Raw genomic sequence first — 16,220 nt, forward strand, 5'->3', positions numbered from 1 at the left:
GATTCCGCCATACAATACCGGATTCCATTAATACTTGTTACAGGAGTGCAGCCATGTCGTCTTCCGAATCCGGCCCGGTTACTTTCACCAAAGATGATGTAGAAATTATTGCACGCGAAACGCTGTACGACGGTTTTTTTTCGCTGGAGTGTTACCGCTTCCGCCATCGCCTGTTTAATGGCGGCATGAGCGGTGAAGTCCGCCGTGAGATTCTGGAGCGCGGCCATGCTGTCGTGCTGTTGCCTTACGATCCGGTGCGTGATGAAGTGGTATTAATTGAACAGATTCGCATTGCCGCCTATGACACCAGCGCGTCCCCCTGGCTGTTTGAGCTGGTGGCTGGCATGATTGAACCAGGAGAAAGCCACGAAGAGGTGGCACGGCGCGAAGCGCACGAAGAAGCCGGATTAAGGGTTGGTCGTTGTCGACCGATAATCAACTATCTTGCCAGCCCCGGTGGCACCAGTGAACGTCTGGCGGTGATGGTAGGCGAAGTAGATACGCGAACGGCGAAAGGCATTCATGGCCTGACGGAAGAGAATGAAGATATTCGCGTACATGTGGTGAGCCGTGAACAAAGTTATCAATGGGTTGAAGAAGGCATCGTTGATAACGCTGCGTCTGTCATTGCCCTGCAATGGTTGGCGTTGCACCATGAAGAACTGAAACGCGCGTGGGTGGATTGAATTTATGAAACGTTATACTCCGGATTTCCCCGCCATGATGAGGCTATGTGAAACCAACTTTATGCAATTACGGCGTTTGCTGCCGAAAATTGATGAAGTCGGTGAAATCGCGGTTTATCACGTCAATAATGCGGTCTATCAACTGACGATACTTGAGTCTACCCGCTATACCTCATTGGTCGAAATTAAGCAGACAGCGCCCACTGTCAGCTACTGGAGCCTGCCAATGATGAGCGTTAGGCTGTATCATGATGCGTTGGTTGCGGAAGTGTGTGCTAGCCAGCAGATCTTTCGTTTCAAAGCACGTTATGATTATCCTAATAAGAAGTTACACCAGCGTGACGAAAAGCATCAAATTAATCAGTTTCTTGCTGATTGGCTAAAATATTGTTTGGCGTATGGTTCGATGTCGATACCGGTTTTTGATACCCAATAGATTTCAAGGCGCAGGACGGCGACAGTCGTGCCATCAAGGGAAGCTAGCGTATTCTGCAAGTTGAGAGATGACGGGTAGAGACAGATTTACGTAACCAAGGACACCATTTGGAAAGCCTGTTGACACTGCCTGTGGCGAGTGGCGCCAGAGTCAGGATTTTACAAATAACGGATACCCACCTTTTTGCGGGCGAGCATGAAACCTTGCTGGGTATCAACACCTATCGTAGCTATCACGCAGTGCTGAATGCCATCAAGGCTCGGCAGGATGCGTTTGATTTAATCGTGGCGACAGGCGATTTGGCGCAGGATCACACGCTGGAGGCCTATCATCATTTCTCGCGCGGTATTGCGCAGATCCCCGCACCTTGCGTATGGCTTCCGGGTAACCATGATTTCCAGCCGGCGATGGTTGATGCGCTGGCGGAGGCTGGCATTGCGCCATCCAAGCATGTGCTGTTGGGCGACAAGTGGCAGATTATTCTGTTGGATAGCCAAGTGTTCGGTGTCCCGCATGGCGAACTGAGCGAATACCAGCTTGAATGGCTGGAGCGTAGCCTGAAAAGTCAGCCTGACCGCTTTACGCTGCTACTGCTGCATCATCACCCGCATCCTTCCGGTTGTACCTGGCTCGATCAGCACAGCTTGCGTAATGCACATAGCCTGTCTGCGGTGCTGGATCGTTATCCTCAGGTGAATACCGTGTTGTGTGGGCATATTCATCAAGAGATGGATTTTGACTGGCATGGCCGCCGTTTGCTGGCGACGCCGTCGACCTGCGTGCAGTTTAAACCGCACTGTACTAACTTCACGATTGATGAGGTCGCGCCGGGTTGGCGCTATCTGGATCTGCTGCCGGATGGTCTCCTGGAAACTGAGGTCTATCGTCTGTCGGGTAGCGAATTCCTGCCTGACATGGATTCGGACGGTTACTAATGCCAACGCTTCTTTATCTACACGGTTTCAACAGTACGCCGCAGTCGGCGAAAGCGACAGCGTTGAAGACGTGGCTGGCGGAGCAGCACCCTGAAATTGACATGGTGATTCCACAGCTTCCGCCTTATCCGGCGGAGGCCGCCGAGATGATGGAATCGTTGATTATGGCGCGTGCGGGTCGTCCGGTGGGCATTGTTGGTTCTTCCCTCGGTGGTTATTATGCCACCTGGTTATCCCAGTGTTTTATGCTGCCTGCCGTGGTGGTGAATCCTGCGGTGAGGCCGTTTGAGTTATTGCTGGACCATCTGGGCGAATACCAGAACCCCTACACCGGTGAACAATATGTGCTAGAGTCTCGGCACGTTTACGATCTGAAGGTCATGCAGGTTGACCGACTGGAATCGCCGGATTTGCTCTGGCTGCTGTTGCAGACGGGGGATGAGGTTCTGGATTATCGTCAGGCAGTCGCGTATTACACGGCCTGCCGTCAAACTGTGGAGTCAGGGGGCAACCATGCCTTTGTCGGATTTGAGCACTTTTTCACGCCGATTGTGAATTTCTTAGGGCTCACGACAGACTGAATCGCCACCTATGCATTATGGATTGAAAAACGACTCGCGAAGGCGCGGCTCGTTAAACCCCATTTACTGAACTCAAAGAATTAACGCAAACTATGGCTCAATCAAGTTATAACGCTGATGCGATTGAAGTACTCAGCGGACTGGAACCGGTGCGCCGTCGTCCGGGAATGTACACCGATACCACGCGTCCTAACCATCTGGGGCAAGAGGTCATAGATAACAGCGTTGATGAGGCGCTGGCGGGTCATGCGCGTCGTATTGATGTGATTCTGCACGCCGATCAGTCGCTGGAAGTGATTGATGACGGTCGTGGGATGCCGGTGGATATTCACCCGGAAGAGGGGGTGCCTGCCGTTGAGCTGATTTTGTGCCGTCTGCACGCAGGTGGGAAATTTTCCGGTAAAAACTACCAGTTCTCGGGCGGCTTGCACGGCGTAGGGATTTCTGTGGTTAACGCCCTGTCTACGCGGGTTGAAGTCACCGTTAAGCGCGACGGTCAGGTGTATGACATCGCGTTTGCAAACGGCGATAAAGTGCAGGATCTCACCGTAACGGGCACCTGTGGCCGTCGTAATACCGGCACGCGTGTGCACTTTTGGCCGGACGAGAAATTCTTCGATAGCGCTCGCTTTTCCGTCTCCCGTTTGACGCACCTGCTGAAGGCCAAAGCGGTCTTATGCCCCGGTGTGGAAATCATCTTTAAAGACAAAGTTAACAACACCGAGCAGCGCTGGTGCTATCAGGATGGCCTGAATGACTACCTGTGCGAGTCGGTGAACGGCCTGATTACGCTGCCGGAAAAACCGTTTCTGGGGTCGATTACTGGCGATACCGAAGCGGTCGACTGGGCGCTGCTCTGGCTGCCGGAAGGCGGTGAGCTACTGACGGAAAGCTACGTTAACCTGATTCCGACGCCAATGGGCGGGACGCACGTTAACGGCTTGCGTCAGGGGCTACTGGATGCGATGCGTGAATTCTGCGAATTCCGCAATATTCTGCCGCGCGGCGTGAAGCTGAGCGCAGACGATATCTGGGAACGTTGTGCTTATGTGCTGTCGGTTAAAATGCAGGAACCGCAGTTTGCCGGGCAGACCAAAGAACGCCTCTCTTCTCGTCAGTGCGCCGCGTTTGTGTCCGGCGTGGTGAAAGACGCGTTCAGCCTGTGGTTGAACCAAAACGTGCAGGCTGCGGAGCAACTGGCCGAGTTGGCGATTTCCAGCGCGCAGCGCCGTATGCGCGCTGCCAAGAAAGTGGTGCGTAAAAAGCTGACCAGCGGGCCTGCGTTACCGGGCAAACTGGCTGATTGTACCTCGCAGGATCTCAGCCGAACCGAGCTGTTTCTGGTGGAAGGGGACTCGGCGGGCGGCTCGGCGAAGCAGGCGCGCGAGCGTGAATTCCAGGCGATCATGCCGCTGAAAGGAAAGATCCTGAATACCTGGGAAGTGTCCTCCGATGAAGTGCTGGCTTCGCAGGAAGTGCACGATATTTCGGTGGCGATCGGCATCGATCCTGACAGCGACGATCTCAGTCAGCTGCGTTACGGTAAGATCTGTATTCTGGCGGATGCGGATTCCGATGGCCTGCACATAGCGACGCTGCTGTGCGCGCTGTTTGTTCGCCATTTCCGGGCGCTGGTTCAGGGTGGGCACGTTTATGTCGCGATGCCGCCGCTGTATCGCATCGATCTGGGCAAAGAGGTGTACTACGCGCTGGACGAAGAGGAAAAAGCGGGCGTGCTGGAACAGCTTAAACGCAAGAAAGGCAAGCCAAACGTTCAGCGTTTTAAAGGGTTGGGTGAAATGAACCCGCTACAGCTACGTGAAACCACGCTGGATCCGAATACGCGCCGTCTGGTGCAGTTGACGATCAAAGAAGACGACATCGATCAGACGATGGCGATGATGGATATGCTGCTGGCGAAGAAACGCTCGGAAGATCGCCGCAACTGGCTGCAAGAGAAAGGCGATAAGGCGGAGATTGAAGTCTGACGCTAACAAGCGCCGAGTTTGATGAATGACGTGAACAAAAGATAAACATTAACCGTCTTTTAAGCTGGGGAGCTTTTGGGACGGTTTATTATGTTTATCCCGGTTCCTAAAATGAAATGCTTAAATGGTAAAAACGGATCCTACCCACGTAATGTGGACACAGCCCTAAGCGAGGTTCTGGTTTTCAAACTGTTCGGGGCTGAGACCGCCACAGGTACTGTGGCGACGCCACCCATTGTAATTACACTCGATATAATTAAACACCGCTGTTCGCATTATTTCCCTACTGGCAAAGCGCTCTCCGTGGAGACATTCCACTTTCAGCGAGTGGAAAAAGCTTTCCATGCTGGCGTTATCTTAGCAACAACCCTTTGCACTCAAGCTGCCATGCCGATTATGCCGTTTCAGCAGAGTCTGGTAACTCGCTAAACAGTACTGCCGCCACGGTCAGCATGGACAATAATGTTTTTCGGTCGCTTACGACGCCAGAGTGCCATTTGTAACGCATCGCAGGCCAGTTGCGCCGTCATTCGTGATGACATCGACCAGCTAATAATGGCCCGTGACCACAGGTCAATGACCACCGCCAGATACAGCCAACCCTCGTCCGTGCGAAGATACGTGATATCGCCTGCCCACTTCTGGTTCGGGCCGCTGGCGATGAAGCCCTGCTTCAGCAGGTTTTCAGACACGGGCAGGCCGTGCTCCCGGTAGCTGACCGGACTGAACTTTCGCGCGGCTTTTGCCCGCAGCCCCTGACGGCGCAGACTGGCAGCAATGGTTTTCACGTTATAGTCCGGTAGCTCATCAGCCAGTCGTGGGGCTCCGTACCACTGTCTGGCATGATTGAATGCCTTGCTGACGGCAGCATCGCAGACAAGTCGGAACCGCTGACGCGAGTTGACCTGATGACGGCGAGACCGCCAGACATACCAACCGCTGCGCGCGACTCTGACCACCCGACACATGGCTTTGACGCTAAACTCAGCCCGATGCTTTTCGATAAAGACATACTTCATTTCAGGCGCTTTGCAAAGTATGTCGCGGCCTTTTGGAGAATGGCCAGCTCCTCGTCCCGCTCCGCCAGTTGGCGCTTGAGGCGGGCATTTTCAGCGGCCAGTTCGCTTTCACGTTCTGAAGATGTCATTTGCTGCAGTTGTTTACTGCGCCATGCATAAAGTTGTGATTCATAAAGGCTGAGTTCACGGGTAGCGGCAGCGACACCGATGCGTTCTGCAAGCTTCAGGGCTTCGTTGCGAAATTCAGGCGTATGTTGCTTACGTGGTTTTTTACTGGTTGATACGGCTTTTGTCATGTGAGCTACCTCTGGTAGAGAGTTTACTCACTTAGTCGCGTGTCCACTATTGGCGGGTAGGATCATGCTCATCTGGCACAGGAAACGGTGGCGTTGTAGTTTCCGTTTCATCTTCAGGGATAGGATAGATCAGGATGGTAGGCTGATCGATGGGGTTGACCGGACTTCCTGTATGCGCAACAGGCTCTGACCCCTCTGGCTTTTCTGGTGCCCATGTGATAGTCGGGCCATCCAGACCGGGCGCAGGCGTGAAAGTATAGCTCTGAATTTTCGCATCCCACACCATGTTGGCAACACGAACGCTTTCATATGGTGTTCCCTCCCCCGTATGAACTCCATAGACCTGCATTTTTCCATGAATATCAGGATGCCAGAAAAAACGAACACGCGTCGTTGCCGTTTCCTCTGCCCAACCTTTACGTCGCAATTCATCTTCCAGCCAATGCTTGTCACGTAATTGGCATTTATGGAAAGGATGCATAGCTGCATCGCTATCCGGGCGCGGTTCTGAAGGCTGATAAGGGACATGTCGATGAAGATGACTGCACTGAGGTCGAAAGCTCGGCGTAACGCACTTGACGTTGAGCATATTCTTGCGGCTGCGAAAGTGGGTTTGTCGGGGTTTCGCGATGAACTTAATCGGCTATCCGCTGAATTTAGCTGGTCTCACTCACCCTATTTGCCCGACGGCACGCACGTTGTACCGCTAGCGAAATGGGCTGACGTTGCAGGCGTTTATGCTGACGAAGGGATTGCGACGCAGGGGAAGCGTGTGCCAGTGGCGACATTATTTTTGGCGACAATGAAGATTTGCAGGACGATGACACGCTGCTGGAGTGGCAAGGTATTCTGGCTACGACGCTGATTTTGATCGGCGAGACCCATCACTCGCACGGCGCGCTGCTTATGGATATGACTGGCGCCTGTTACGGAATGAGTTTTATACATGATGCGTTCTGGTTTGAAGGAGCGTCTTTCGGTGCTGCCGTTGAGGGTATTCTACTTGGTCTTAGGGGAAAGCCTATGCTGCGACCCGATCAGCCATCAATATCCGTATATGGCGAGACGATGACCGCCGATCATCCGAACGTCTATCGCTACCGCTAACCTTCTTTTCTCGCCGCGGCCGGATTCACATCAGTCATGAACGGCGTGAAGCCGCGACACGGTGCTCTGCGAGATTGTTCTCTGTGACATCACCTCATCAGATAAGGTACTATTCCCGCTAAACATACCGCCGCTATGGCGTGCCGGAAAGCGTAACCATCGCGCCGCGATGTGAGGGAAATGAGAGAAATGAGTGAGATGACTCATGACGGCGCAGAAAGCCTTGCGCTGCGCACGTTTACCGAAAATGCATACCTGAATTATTCCATGTACGTCATCATGGACAGGGCATTGCCGTTCATTGGCGATGGCCTGAAGCCTGTGCAGCGTCGCATTGTGTATGCGATGTCCGAACTGGGGCTGAATGCCAGCGCCAAATTTAAAAAATCCGCCCGTACCGTGGGTGACGTGCTGGGTAAATACCACCCGCACGGCGACAGCGCCTGCTATGAAGCGATGGTGTTGATGGCGCAGCCGTTCTCGTACCGCTATCCGCTGGTGGATGGGCAGGGGAACTGGGGGGCGCCGGACGATCCGAAATCCTTCGCCGCCATGCGTTATACCGAATCGCGGTTGTCCAAATACGCTGAAATCCTACTGTCGGAGTTAGGGCAGGGCACGGTTGATTACATCCCGAACTTTGACGGGACGATGCAGGAGCCGAAAATGCTGCCTGCGCGTCTGCCGAATATTCTGCTGAACGGCACCACCGGTATCGCCGTTGGTATGGCCACGGACATACCGCCGCACAACGTGCGTGAAGTCGCTGCCGCTGCGGTGATGCTGCTGGAAAAACCGAACGCCTCGCTGGACGACTTATTGCAGCACGTGCAGGGGCCGGATTTCCCGACGGAAGCCGAAATCATTACGCCGCGCGAGGAAGTGCGCAAGCTTTACCAGAATGGCCGCGGCTCGGTGCGTATGCGTGCCGTCTGGAAAAAAGAAGACGGCGAAGTGGTGATTACCGCGCTGCCGCATCAGGTTTCCGGCGCCAAAGTGTTGGAGCAGATTGCCAGCCAGATGCGTGCGAAGAAGCTGCCGATGATCGACGATCTGCGCGATGAATCCGATCACGAGAACCCAACCCGTCTGGTGCTGGTGCCGCGTTCGAACCGCATCGATCTGGATCAGGTGATGAACCACCTGTTCGCCACTACCGATCTGGAAAAGAGCTATCGCGTTAACATGAATATGATCGGTCTGGATGGTCGTCCTAGCGTGAAAGGGCTGGTCGAGATCCTGAGCGAATGGCTGGTATTCCGTCGCGACACCGTGTGCCGCCGACTGAACTACCGTCTGGAAAAAGTGCTCAAGCGCCTGCATATCCTTGAAGGTTTGCTGATTGCGTTCCTGAATATTGATGAAGTTATCCATATCATCCGCACGGAGGATGAGCCGAAGCCGGTACTGATGCGCCAGTTCAGCCTGAGTGAGACACAGGCTGAAGCGATCCTGGAGCTGAAATTACGTCATTTGGCCAAGCTGGAAGAGATGAAAATCCGCGGTGAGCAGGACGATCTGGCAAAAGAGCGCGATCGGCTTCAGGAACTGCTGGCGTCAGATCGTAAGCTCAGCAATCTGATTAAGAAAGAAATTCAGGCGGATGCGCAAACCTATGGCGACGATCGTCGTTCGCCGCTGCATGAACGCAGCGAAGCGAAAGCGATGAGCGAACATGATTTTGTGCCGTCCGAACCAGTCACCATCGTACTGTCGGAAATGGGCTGGGTGCGCAGCGCCAAAGGGCATGACATCGATCCTGCCGGACTGAGTTACAAAGCGGGCGATAGCTTCCGCGCCGCCGCGAAAGGTAAGAGCAATCAGCCTGTGGTGTTTATTGACTCCACCGGCCGCAGCTACGCGCTGGACCCTATCACGCTGCCTTCCGCACGCGGTCAGGGCGAGCCGCTAACGGGCAAACTCACGCCGCCGCCGGGCGCAACGATTGAGCAGGTGCTGATGGCCGCAGACGATCAGCCGCTGCTGATGGCATCGGATGCAGGCTACGGCTTCGTGTGTACCTTCAACGATCTGGTGGCGCGCAACCGCGCGGGCAAAGCGATTATTACGCTGCCGGATAATGCGAAAGCGCTAGCTCCGATTGAGATCCACGGTGACGATAACCTGCTGATGGCGATCACCGCCGCTGGCAGAATGTTGTTGTTCCCTGTCTCCGATCTGCCACAGCTGTCAAAAGGCAAAGGCAACAAGATTGTGTCCATCTCTTCGGCAGATTTTGCTGAAGGTAAAGACCGTCTGACCTGGTTGTATCTGCTGCCTCCACAGGCTTCCGTCACGCTCTATTTCGGTAAGCGTAAGCTGGTGTTGCGTCCGAACGAACTTCAGAAATATCAGGGTGAGCGCGGACGGAAAGGCACGTTGCTGCGTGGGCTACAGCGCATCGACCGGATTGAGGTGGATGCACCGCAGCAGATTAGCACCGGCAGCAGCGAAGAATAACCCCTCCGTATTGTCCTGTGCATGTTGAGAAAGGCGGCGTAATACCGCCTTTCTTTAGTTTCCGGTTGCCATCTTGCAGCAAATTGAATCACCGTGTGTTTTAGCGCGAAATCGCTATACTAGCGGCGGCTGTTGGCTAATGAGGTTGCTATGTTATCCATTTTGCGTTTTTTTATTGTCGTTATATTTTCGATTTTGGTCTGTGTTTTTGGCTTGTTTTACTGCCTGTTCAGCCCTAGAAATCCCCGTCATGTGGCGACCTTCGGCCATCTTTTTGGGCGTTTGTCCACGGTGTTTGGCCTGAAAGTAGAAATGCGGATACCGGAAGAAGCCGCGCGTTACGGCAACTGTATCTATATCGCGAATCATCAGAATAATTACGATATGGTCACGGTATCCAAAGCCGTCCAGCCTCGTACGGTTACCGTGGGTAAGAAAAGCCTGCTGTGGATCCCGTTCTTTGGGCCGCTCTACTGGTTGACGGGTAATTTGCTGATTGATCGCGAAAACCGCGCGAAAGCGCATGGCACCATCGCTCAGGTGGTGAAGCACATTAAAGAACGAAACACGTCTATCTGGATGTTCCCCGAAGGTACGCGCAGCCGTGGACGCGGTCTGCTGCCATTCAAAACCGGTGCTTTTCATGCCGCGATTAGCGCAGGAGTGCCGATTGTGCCGATTTGCGTGTCTACGACCAGCAATAAAGTGAAATTGAACCGCTGGAATAACGGCCTCGTTATCGTAGAAATGTTGCCGCCCATTGATACCCGTGCGTATACCAAAGATCAGGTTCGTGAGCTGGCGATACACAGCCATGATGTGATGGCGGCCAAGATTGCCGAGCTGGATGCAGAAGTGGCGGCACGCGAAGCGGCAGACAAAAAATAAACTTATCCCATCGGGTTACGCGATTATTTCTTCCGATTGTCTATTCAAGAACGAATCGGAAGTTAAACTTTGCTTACGGTTAATGGATTTACGGAGTCATTATGTCACTCAGCCGACGTCAGTTTATTCAGGCATCGGGCCTTGCGTTATGTGCGGGTATGACGCCACTGACGGCTAAAGCCAGTGGGAATTCCGCCGCATTGCCGATACCGCCATTACTGGAGTCGCGTCGAGGCCAGCCGCTTTTTCTGACCATGCAGCGTGCCCATTGGGCATTTTCCGGCGATCGTAAGACAGCCATTTGGGGCATCAACGGCCACTATTTGGGGCCAACGGTGCGGGTGTATGACGGCGATGACGTTAAGCTGATTTACAGTAACCGGTTAAACGAGCCTGTCGCGATGACGATCGGCGGGTTGCAGGTGCCGGGGCCGCTAATGGGCGGAGCCGCCCGTATCATCTCTCCAGGAACCGACTGGTCGCCGGTGTTGCCCATTCGTCAGCCGTCGGCGACCTGCTGGTATCATGCGAATACGCCGAACCGCATGGCACCTCATATCTACAACGGGCTGGCTGGACTATGGCTAGTGGAAGACCGAGGCAGTAAAGCCCTGCCGCTGCCCAATCACTACGGTGTTGATGATTTCCCATTGATTATTCAGGATAAACGACTGGATAACTTTGGTGTCCCTATTTATAACCCGCCTTCTAGCGGTGGCTTCGTGGGGGATTCGCTGTTAGTTAACGGTATCCAAAACCCCTTTGTTGAAGTGTCGCGTGGCTGGGTGCGTCTGAGGTTGCTGAATGCGTCGAACTCCCGGCGTTATGTGATGCGGCTGAGCGATGGCCGGGCGATGCATGTGATTGCCAGCGATCAAGGGCTGTTGCCCGCGCCGATGGCGGTGAACCAGCTTTCTCTTGCACCCGGCGAACGGCGCGAGATTCTGATCGATATGTCGCAGGGCGAAGAAGTCACGCTAACGGCAGGGGAATCGGCTGGGATAATGGATCGCCTGCGCGGCTTATTTGAGCCTTCCAGCATCCTGATTTCTACTCAAATACTCACGCTTAAGCCGACGGGTCTGCTGCCATTGGTGACGGATAACCTGCCGATGCGCCTGCTGGCCGACAATATCATTGAAGGCAGCATCAGCCGCACGCGTGAATTCCGTTTGGGCGACAGTTTGCCTGGTATCAACGGCGCGATGTGGGACATGACGCGTGCCGATGTACAAACTCAGCTTGGCCGCTGTGAGCGCTGGATTATTCACGCCGACACGCCGCAGGCTTTCCATATTCAGGGTGTGAAATTTCTCGTCCGCAGCGCGAATGGTGGCCCTCCGGCGGTGGAAGACAGCGGCTGGAAAGATACGGTGTGGGTGGATAACGACGTCGAGCTGCTGGTTTATTTCATGCAGCCTTCCTCAATGGCATTCCCCTTCCTGTATTACAGCCAAACGCTGGAATTGGCCGACCGTGGTTCAACGGGACAGCTCGTCGTCCAGTCGGCGATGTAAACCGCCTGCCATCCGCCATCCGCCTTATTCCTCTGCCGTGACACGTGTGACGGCAGAGTTTCTGGTATCCACCTGTTTCTTAATGTGATCCACCTCTATTCAGACAAACCGAAATTAAAGATGCGAAGACGTGTGGACGATACCTTATAGATTAATGTTGTGATGAATTAAGGGTGAATCGCGTTTTGAATCGCATGCGGTTCTGGGTCTGATAGGTGCTAAAAAACACGTTTTATTACAACAATTTCAGAGTCAGAGCGTTTCGTTTCGCGATGAAATCAGGTTCACTCCCTGTTTTAACCTGCACGCAGCCAGAATGCTGCGTCACTAAAAAGGCTGCACTATGCGGGAATTACTGCTTTGGGTCAGGGATCAACTGGCTGAGGCGTCGTCGGCGCCTCGCTATATGCAGCTCGCGTCGTTGCTTGAATCAGAAATCGACCGTCGGAAGGCGTTAGCAGGCCAGTTCTTACCTGCGGAAAGATTGATTGCGCAACAGCTGGGATTATCGCGCGTAACGGTCTCTCGTTCCCTGTCGCTGCTGGAAGATAAAGGGTTGATTGTTCGCCAGCAAGGGGTGGGAACTCGCGTAGCGCAACGGCTTCACTACGCATTGAGTGCTGAGGATGAAGGATTCACCGCGCTGGTGCTGAAACAGGGCGGCGTGGCTGGGAGCCTGTGGTTAGAGAAAACGATACAGGTTCCACCTGCTGCTATCGCGGAAAAAATGTCGCTGCCGGAAGGCGAGGCCGTTACCTATCTGCGACGCGTGCGGCTGAGCAATGGCGAGCCTGTTTCGCTGGAAGCGACCTGGATTCCGCAAAAATTCCTGCCTGACCCGGAAGCGCTTGAACAGTCTCTCTACCAGCATTGGATGACGGGTGGGATCACGCCGGACAAAAAGCGCTATCGCTTCAAAGCGATAGCCTGTGCGGCAGAGGTCGCCACACTGCTTGGTATCGCGGTGGAAGCACCGATACTGTATTGCCAACTGCATGTTTATAACGATCGGGGTGAACTGTTGGAATACAGCGAGGCACATTGCCGTAGCGATGTGTATGAGATTCAGTTTGCCGATTAGAAGAAAAATGCCAGCACGGTAAATGCTGGCATTACAGGTGGCTTAGAGACTATCCCAGTAGCCGTAATGGGATTAGCTCCTAGTCGTTTCTCGGTTCATCTGGGTCCGATCCTAGTCGCTTCCCGCTATCCAGCTTGGCAATTTCACCTAGCTCGTCTTTATCCAGACGGAAATCGAACACTTCGAAGTTTTCTTTGATGCGGGAAGGCGTCACCGATTTAGGAATCACCACCAGCCCGCTGTCCAGATGCCAGCGAATCACAATCTGTGCCGGCGTTTTCCCGTATTTTGTCGCCAGTTTACGAATAACCGGATGGTCAAAAACGCCCTCACCGCCCTGTGCCAGCGGGCTCCAGGACTCGGTTTGGATATGATGCGTCGCATTCCAGGCGTGGAGCTGTCTTTGCTGGAGAAGAGGGTGTAGTTCGACCTGATCGATAACTGGCAATACGCCCGTTTCTTCTTTTAACCGCTGTAAGTGGTGAATGTGGAAATTGCTAACGCCGATGCTTTTCGCCAGACCCTGTTCCTGGAGTTTGATGAGTCCGCGCCAGGCATCCACAAAGGTGTTCTGTTGCGGGAGCGGCCAGTGAATAAGGTAGAGATCGATATAATCTAACCGAAGTTTTCTCAGGCTTTCTTCCAGCGCCTTCTGGGGGGCGGTGTGATCGCCATTCCAGAGCTTGGTGGTGATGAAGACTTCTTCACGCGGCAGATTCGCGGAGCTCAGCGCCTGACCGACGGCTTCCTCGTTCTTATAAATAGCGGCGGTATCGATCGCCCGATAACCGATGGACAATGCTTCAGTCACGGCGATTACCGTGTCTTCACGGCTTGCTCGCCAGACACCAAGGCCCAACTGGGGCATGATATTGCCGTCCGCCAGCTTAACTTTCGGTTGCGTCATCTCATTCTCCTTTTATATCCGTTAATCTATAAAAATATCATAGAGTTAACTGGATGGGCGACCTGTTCATATCACGAAAATAGCGCAACGTGATCCCTAGCAGGAACAGGCATATGATTTCATTCTAGTAGAAAAATGCAGCGGTTATGGATTGTCCGATGATAAAGGGAGCCGATTGGCTCATTCCGATCGTTTAAGCATCGAGATACACGGGGCGACCACAGGGGTGAGGCCTCCCTGCGGGAACCTCCCCCTGTGTTTCCCCTAATAGCGGGCTTAAGTGACCAGTATTAGCCGATTGGCTCCCCTTAACAGACACAGCATTGAGGTGAGGGTATTCGTGTTGTTTAAATGATCGCGTTTTCTCCTATCATTCGAAGGGGTAAGAACGGAGGGGCTTAGCGCGCCGCTTCGTAAATCTTCTGGCTTTCTTCCAGCGTAATGTCGCGGTGCTCGCCCAGCGCGGTCAGGCCATGCTCGTTGAGTTTGGCGACCAGTGTCGGAATGGAGCTGCCATCCAACTGGTAGTCAGACATGCGGGTCGGTACGCCCATTTTCTCGAAGAAGTCGCGCGTAGCGGCAATCGCGCCGTCGATGCGCTGGTCTTCGCTACCGTCGCGCAGGTTCCAGACGCGCTCGGCGTATTGCAGCAGTTTGTCGCGCTTCTGTGCTTTTCTCGCTGCCAGCATGGCAGGCAGGACGATAGCCAGCGTTTGGGCATGATCGAGACCGTGCAGCGCCGTTAATTCGTGCCCCAGCATGTGGGTTGACCAATCCTGCGGCACGCCTGCGCCAATCAGGCCGTTCAACGCCATCGTGGCGCTCCACATCACATTGGCCCTGACCTTGTAGTTTTCCGGTTCTGCCAGTGCGCGCGGGCCTTCTTCAACCAGCGTCAACAGCAAGCCTTCCGCAAAACGATCCTGTACTTTGGCATCGACGGAATACGTCAGGTACTGCTCGACGGTATGAACGAAGGCATCAACCACGCCGTTCGCAATTTGGCGAGCGGGCAGGGTATACGTTACGACGGGATCGAGCACGGCGAAAAGCGGCTGGGTGTAGCGTGAGCGGAAAGCGAGCTTATCGTTGGTCGATTTACGGGTGATGACCGCGCCGTTATTGGATTCCGAACCGGTCGCTGGCAGAGTGAGCACGGCTGCCATCGCGACGCCGCGATCGATTTCTGCGCCGCCGGTTTGCAGGATGTGCCACGGGTCCTGCGCGGCCTGATAATCTGCGGCAGCAGCGATAAATTTCGTACCATCGACGACAGACCCCCCGCCAACGGCCAGCAGGAAATCAATCTTCTCTGCACGAACGACCTCGACGGCTTTCATCAGCGTTTCGTAAGTCGGGTTTGGTTCAATGCCGGAAAACTCGCGTACGTTACGGCCTTCTAATGCGCGATAGACCTGATCCAGCACGCCATTGTGCTTCACGCTGCCGCCGCCGTAGGTGATGAGGATACGAGCATCGGCAGGGATTTCTTTGCCTAATTCAGCAATCTGGCCTTCGCCAAACAAAATCTTGGTAGGGGTATGAAGTGTGAAATTGAGCATAGGTTATTTGTCCAGTTTAAAGCCCTGTTGGAGGATCGCGGGTAAGACTTTCGGGAAATAAATGTGCTGATAGTAGCTGGCGGTGTTGTCACCCCAGTTGTCGCCGTCTGTGCGACCGGTTTGCTGCCAGTGTGTCACCAGCGTGTGGTTATATTGCTCGATCGCCGCAGGCAGAACGTCCTGATGATAGGTTTCATCATGACGGAAGGAATTCAGCGGCAGGCGCGGTTTCTGATGCGCAGGCGTGTCCACGTAACCGATAGCGACGCCGGCGACGGGGAACGTCAGTTCAGGCAGTTCCAGAAAATCGATCATCGCCTGCGGGTCGCGACGAATACCGCCAATCGGGACGATACCCAGCCCAAATGAGCGTGCGGCGGCCATTATCGTGCCGAGCGCGATACCAACATCCGTTGTGCCGGCGATCAGGCTTTCTATGCTTTCATGCGCGTGCTGTTGCTTGTCGCTCATGGCAATCCCGACTTGTGTTTTATGCATATCCAGCACCACGGTAATGAAAACGGGTGCTTTGGCAATCCACTGCTGACCGCCGGCCAATTCGGCGATGCGCGCCCTGCGTGCCGGATCGCGAGTGACGATGAGCGAAACCTGCTGAGAGTTTACGGACGTGGGTGCCAGATGGGCGGACTGAATAATGGCATCCAGCACGTCATCGGGAATCGCTTTATCAAGATAGCTACGTTCACTGCGGTGTGAGGTGAACAGTTCGATCGTTTTATTCATGTCTTTTCCCGTG

Annotated in this window: 13 protein-coding genes and 2 pseudogenes; 10 read left to right on the forward strand and 5 right to left on the reverse strand. The window is 54.1% G+C overall.

Annotation, left to right across the window (positions count from 1 at the left end; genetic code table 11):
* Positions 1–53 precede the first annotated feature (53 nt).
* The 5 genes from nudF (at position 54) to parE (ending at position 4,626) form a co-directional block, all read left to right on the forward strand.
* A complete protein-coding gene (gene nudF / locus NAL19_RS01635) occupies positions 54–686 on the forward strand; it encodes an ADP-ribose diphosphatase (RefSeq protein WP_225086605.1) in 633 nt (210 codons plus the stop codon).
* A 4-nt stretch (positions 687–690) separates the two neighbouring features.
* Positions 691–1,122 carry a DUF1249 family protein gene (locus tag NAL19_RS01640; RefSeq protein WP_010280219.1) on the forward strand — a complete coding sequence of 144 codons (432 nt, stop codon included), beginning with the start codon at positions 691–693 and terminating at the stop codon, positions 1,120–1,122.
* 107 nt (positions 1,123–1,229) lie between these two features.
* On the forward strand, positions 1,230–2,057 hold the full coding sequence (gene cpdA / locus NAL19_RS01645; RefSeq protein WP_263058571.1) for a 3',5'-cyclic-AMP phosphodiesterase: 828 nt from the start codon (positions 1,230–1,232) through the stop codon (positions 2,055–2,057).
* On the forward strand, positions 2,057–2,638 hold the full coding sequence (gene yqiA, locus NAL19_RS01650; protein ID WP_225086607.1) for an esterase YqiA: 582 nt from the start codon (positions 2,057–2,059) through the stop codon (positions 2,636–2,638). Before cpdA ends, yqiA begins: the two co-directional genes overlap by 1 nt.
* A 92-nt stretch (positions 2,639–2,730) precedes the next feature.
* Positions 2,731–4,626, forward strand: a complete 1,896-nt coding sequence (gene parE, locus NAL19_RS01655) for a DNA topoisomerase IV subunit B (RefSeq protein ID WP_263058572.1) — start codon at positions 2,731–2,733, stop codon at positions 4,624–4,626.
* A 165-nt stretch (positions 4,627–4,791) separates the two neighbouring features.
* On the opposite strand, the pseudogene NAL19_RS01660 reads toward parE, so the two are convergent.
* A pseudogene (locus tag NAL19_RS01660) lies at positions 4,792–5,941 on the reverse strand (IS3 family transposase).
* 61 nt (positions 5,942–6,002) lie between these two features.
* Positions 6,003–6,395 (reverse strand): annotated as a pseudogene (locus tag NAL19_RS01665) (S-type pyocin domain-containing protein); the annotation flags it as partial.
* A 78-nt stretch (positions 6,396–6,473) separates the two neighbouring features.
* On the opposite strand from NAL19_RS01665, the gene NAL19_RS01670 reads away from it, so the two are divergent.
* From NAL19_RS01670 to NAL19_RS01695, 5 genes are all read left to right on the forward strand, one after another.
* Entirely contained in the window at positions 6,474–6,806 is a 333-nt protein-coding gene (locus NAL19_RS01670; RefSeq protein WP_225086609.1) for a hypothetical protein, read from the forward strand.
* Positions 6,807–7,237: 431 nt separating this feature from the next.
* Entirely contained in the window at positions 7,238–9,508 is a 2,271-nt protein-coding gene (gene parC, locus NAL19_RS01680; protein WP_263058573.1) for a DNA topoisomerase IV subunit A, read from the forward strand.
* Positions 9,509–9,658: 150 nt separating this feature from the next.
* The gene (locus tag NAL19_RS01685) at positions 9,659–10,396 is read left to right on the forward strand and encodes a 1-acylglycerol-3-phosphate O-acyltransferase (protein ID WP_225086611.1); all 738 of its coding nucleotides are present in this window, start codon (positions 9,659–9,661) and stop codon (positions 10,394–10,396) included.
* A 101-nt stretch (positions 10,397–10,497) separates the two neighbouring features.
* Positions 10,498–11,913 (forward strand): cell division protein FtsP, encoded by a 1,416-nt coding sequence (ftsP, locus tag NAL19_RS01690; RefSeq protein WP_225086612.1) that lies wholly within the window; start codon positions 10,498–10,500, stop codon positions 11,911–11,913.
* 343 nt (positions 11,914–12,256) lie between these two features.
* Positions 12,257–12,994 carry a GntR family transcriptional regulator gene (locus NAL19_RS01695; RefSeq protein WP_263058574.1) on the forward strand — a complete coding sequence of 246 codons (738 nt, stop codon included), beginning with the start codon at positions 12,257–12,259 and terminating at the stop codon, positions 12,992–12,994.
* Positions 12,995–13,073: 79 nt separating this feature from the next.
* On the opposite strand, the gene dkgA is transcribed toward NAL19_RS01695, so the two are convergent.
* The 3 genes from dkgA to NAL19_RS01710 form a co-directional block, all read right to left on the reverse strand.
* Positions 13,074–13,901, reverse strand: coding sequence for a 2,5-didehydrogluconate reductase DkgA (dkgA, locus tag NAL19_RS01700; protein ID WP_225086614.1), 828 nt, complete (start codon positions 13,899–13,901; stop codon positions 13,074–13,076).
* Positions 13,902–14,299: 398 nt separating this feature from the next.
* Entirely contained in the window at positions 14,300–15,463 is a 1,164-nt protein-coding gene (yqhD, locus tag NAL19_RS01705; RefSeq protein ID WP_263058575.1) for an alcohol dehydrogenase, read from the reverse strand.
* A gap of 3 nt (positions 15,464–15,466) precedes the next feature.
* Positions 15,467–16,207 carry an NADPH-dependent oxidoreductase gene (locus tag NAL19_RS01710; protein WP_263058576.1) on the reverse strand — a complete coding sequence of 247 codons (741 nt, stop codon included), beginning with the start codon at positions 16,205–16,207 and terminating at the stop codon, positions 15,467–15,469.
* Positions 16,208–16,220: the final 13 nt, after the last annotated feature.

Origin of the sequence: Pectobacterium sp. F1-1, from assembly GCF_025643735.1 — a bacterium.
GTDB lineage: Bacteria > Pseudomonadota > Gammaproteobacteria > Enterobacterales > Enterobacteriaceae > Pectobacterium > Pectobacterium colocasium.

Excerpts from the sequence above, each read along its gene's own strand:
- nudF (WP_225086605.1), top strand. The coding sequence starts at position 54 with ATGTCGTCTTCCGAATCCGGCCCGGTTACTTTCACCAAAGATGATGTA.
- NAL19_RS01640 (WP_010280219.1), top strand. The coding sequence starts at position 691 with ATGAAACGTTATACTCCGGATTTCCCCGCCATGATGAGGCTATGTGAA.
- yqiA (WP_225086607.1), top strand. The coding sequence starts at position 2,057 with ATGCCAACGCTTCTTTATCTACACGGTTTCAACAGTACGCCGCAGTCG.
- parE (WP_263058572.1), top strand. The coding sequence starts at position 2,731 with ATGGCTCAATCAAGTTATAACGCTGATGCGATTGAAGTACTCAGCGGA.
- NAL19_RS01670 (WP_225086609.1), top strand. The coding sequence starts at position 6,474 with ATGAAGATGACTGCACTGAGGTCGAAAGCTCGGCGTAACGCACTTGAC.
- parC (WP_263058573.1), top strand. The coding sequence starts at position 7,238 with ATGAGTGAGATGACTCATGACGGCGCAGAAAGCCTTGCGCTGCGCACG.
- NAL19_RS01685 (WP_225086611.1), top strand. The coding sequence starts at position 9,659 with ATGTTATCCATTTTGCGTTTTTTTATTGTCGTTATATTTTCGATTTTG.
- ftsP (WP_225086612.1), top strand. The coding sequence starts at position 10,498 with ATGTCACTCAGCCGACGTCAGTTTATTCAGGCATCGGGCCTTGCGTTA.
- NAL19_RS01695 (WP_263058574.1), top strand. The coding sequence starts at position 12,257 with ATGCGGGAATTACTGCTTTGGGTCAGGGATCAACTGGCTGAGGCGTCG.
- dkgA (WP_225086614.1), bottom strand. The coding sequence starts at position 13,901 with ATGACGCAACCGAAAGTTAAGCTGGCGGACGGCAATATCATGCCCCAG.
- yqhD (WP_263058575.1), bottom strand. The coding sequence starts at position 15,463 with ATGCTCAATTTCACACTTCATACCCCTACCAAGATTTTGTTTGGCGAA.
- NAL19_RS01710 (WP_263058576.1), bottom strand. The coding sequence starts at position 16,207 with ATGAATAAAACGATCGAACTGTTCACCTCACACCGCAGTGAACGTAGC.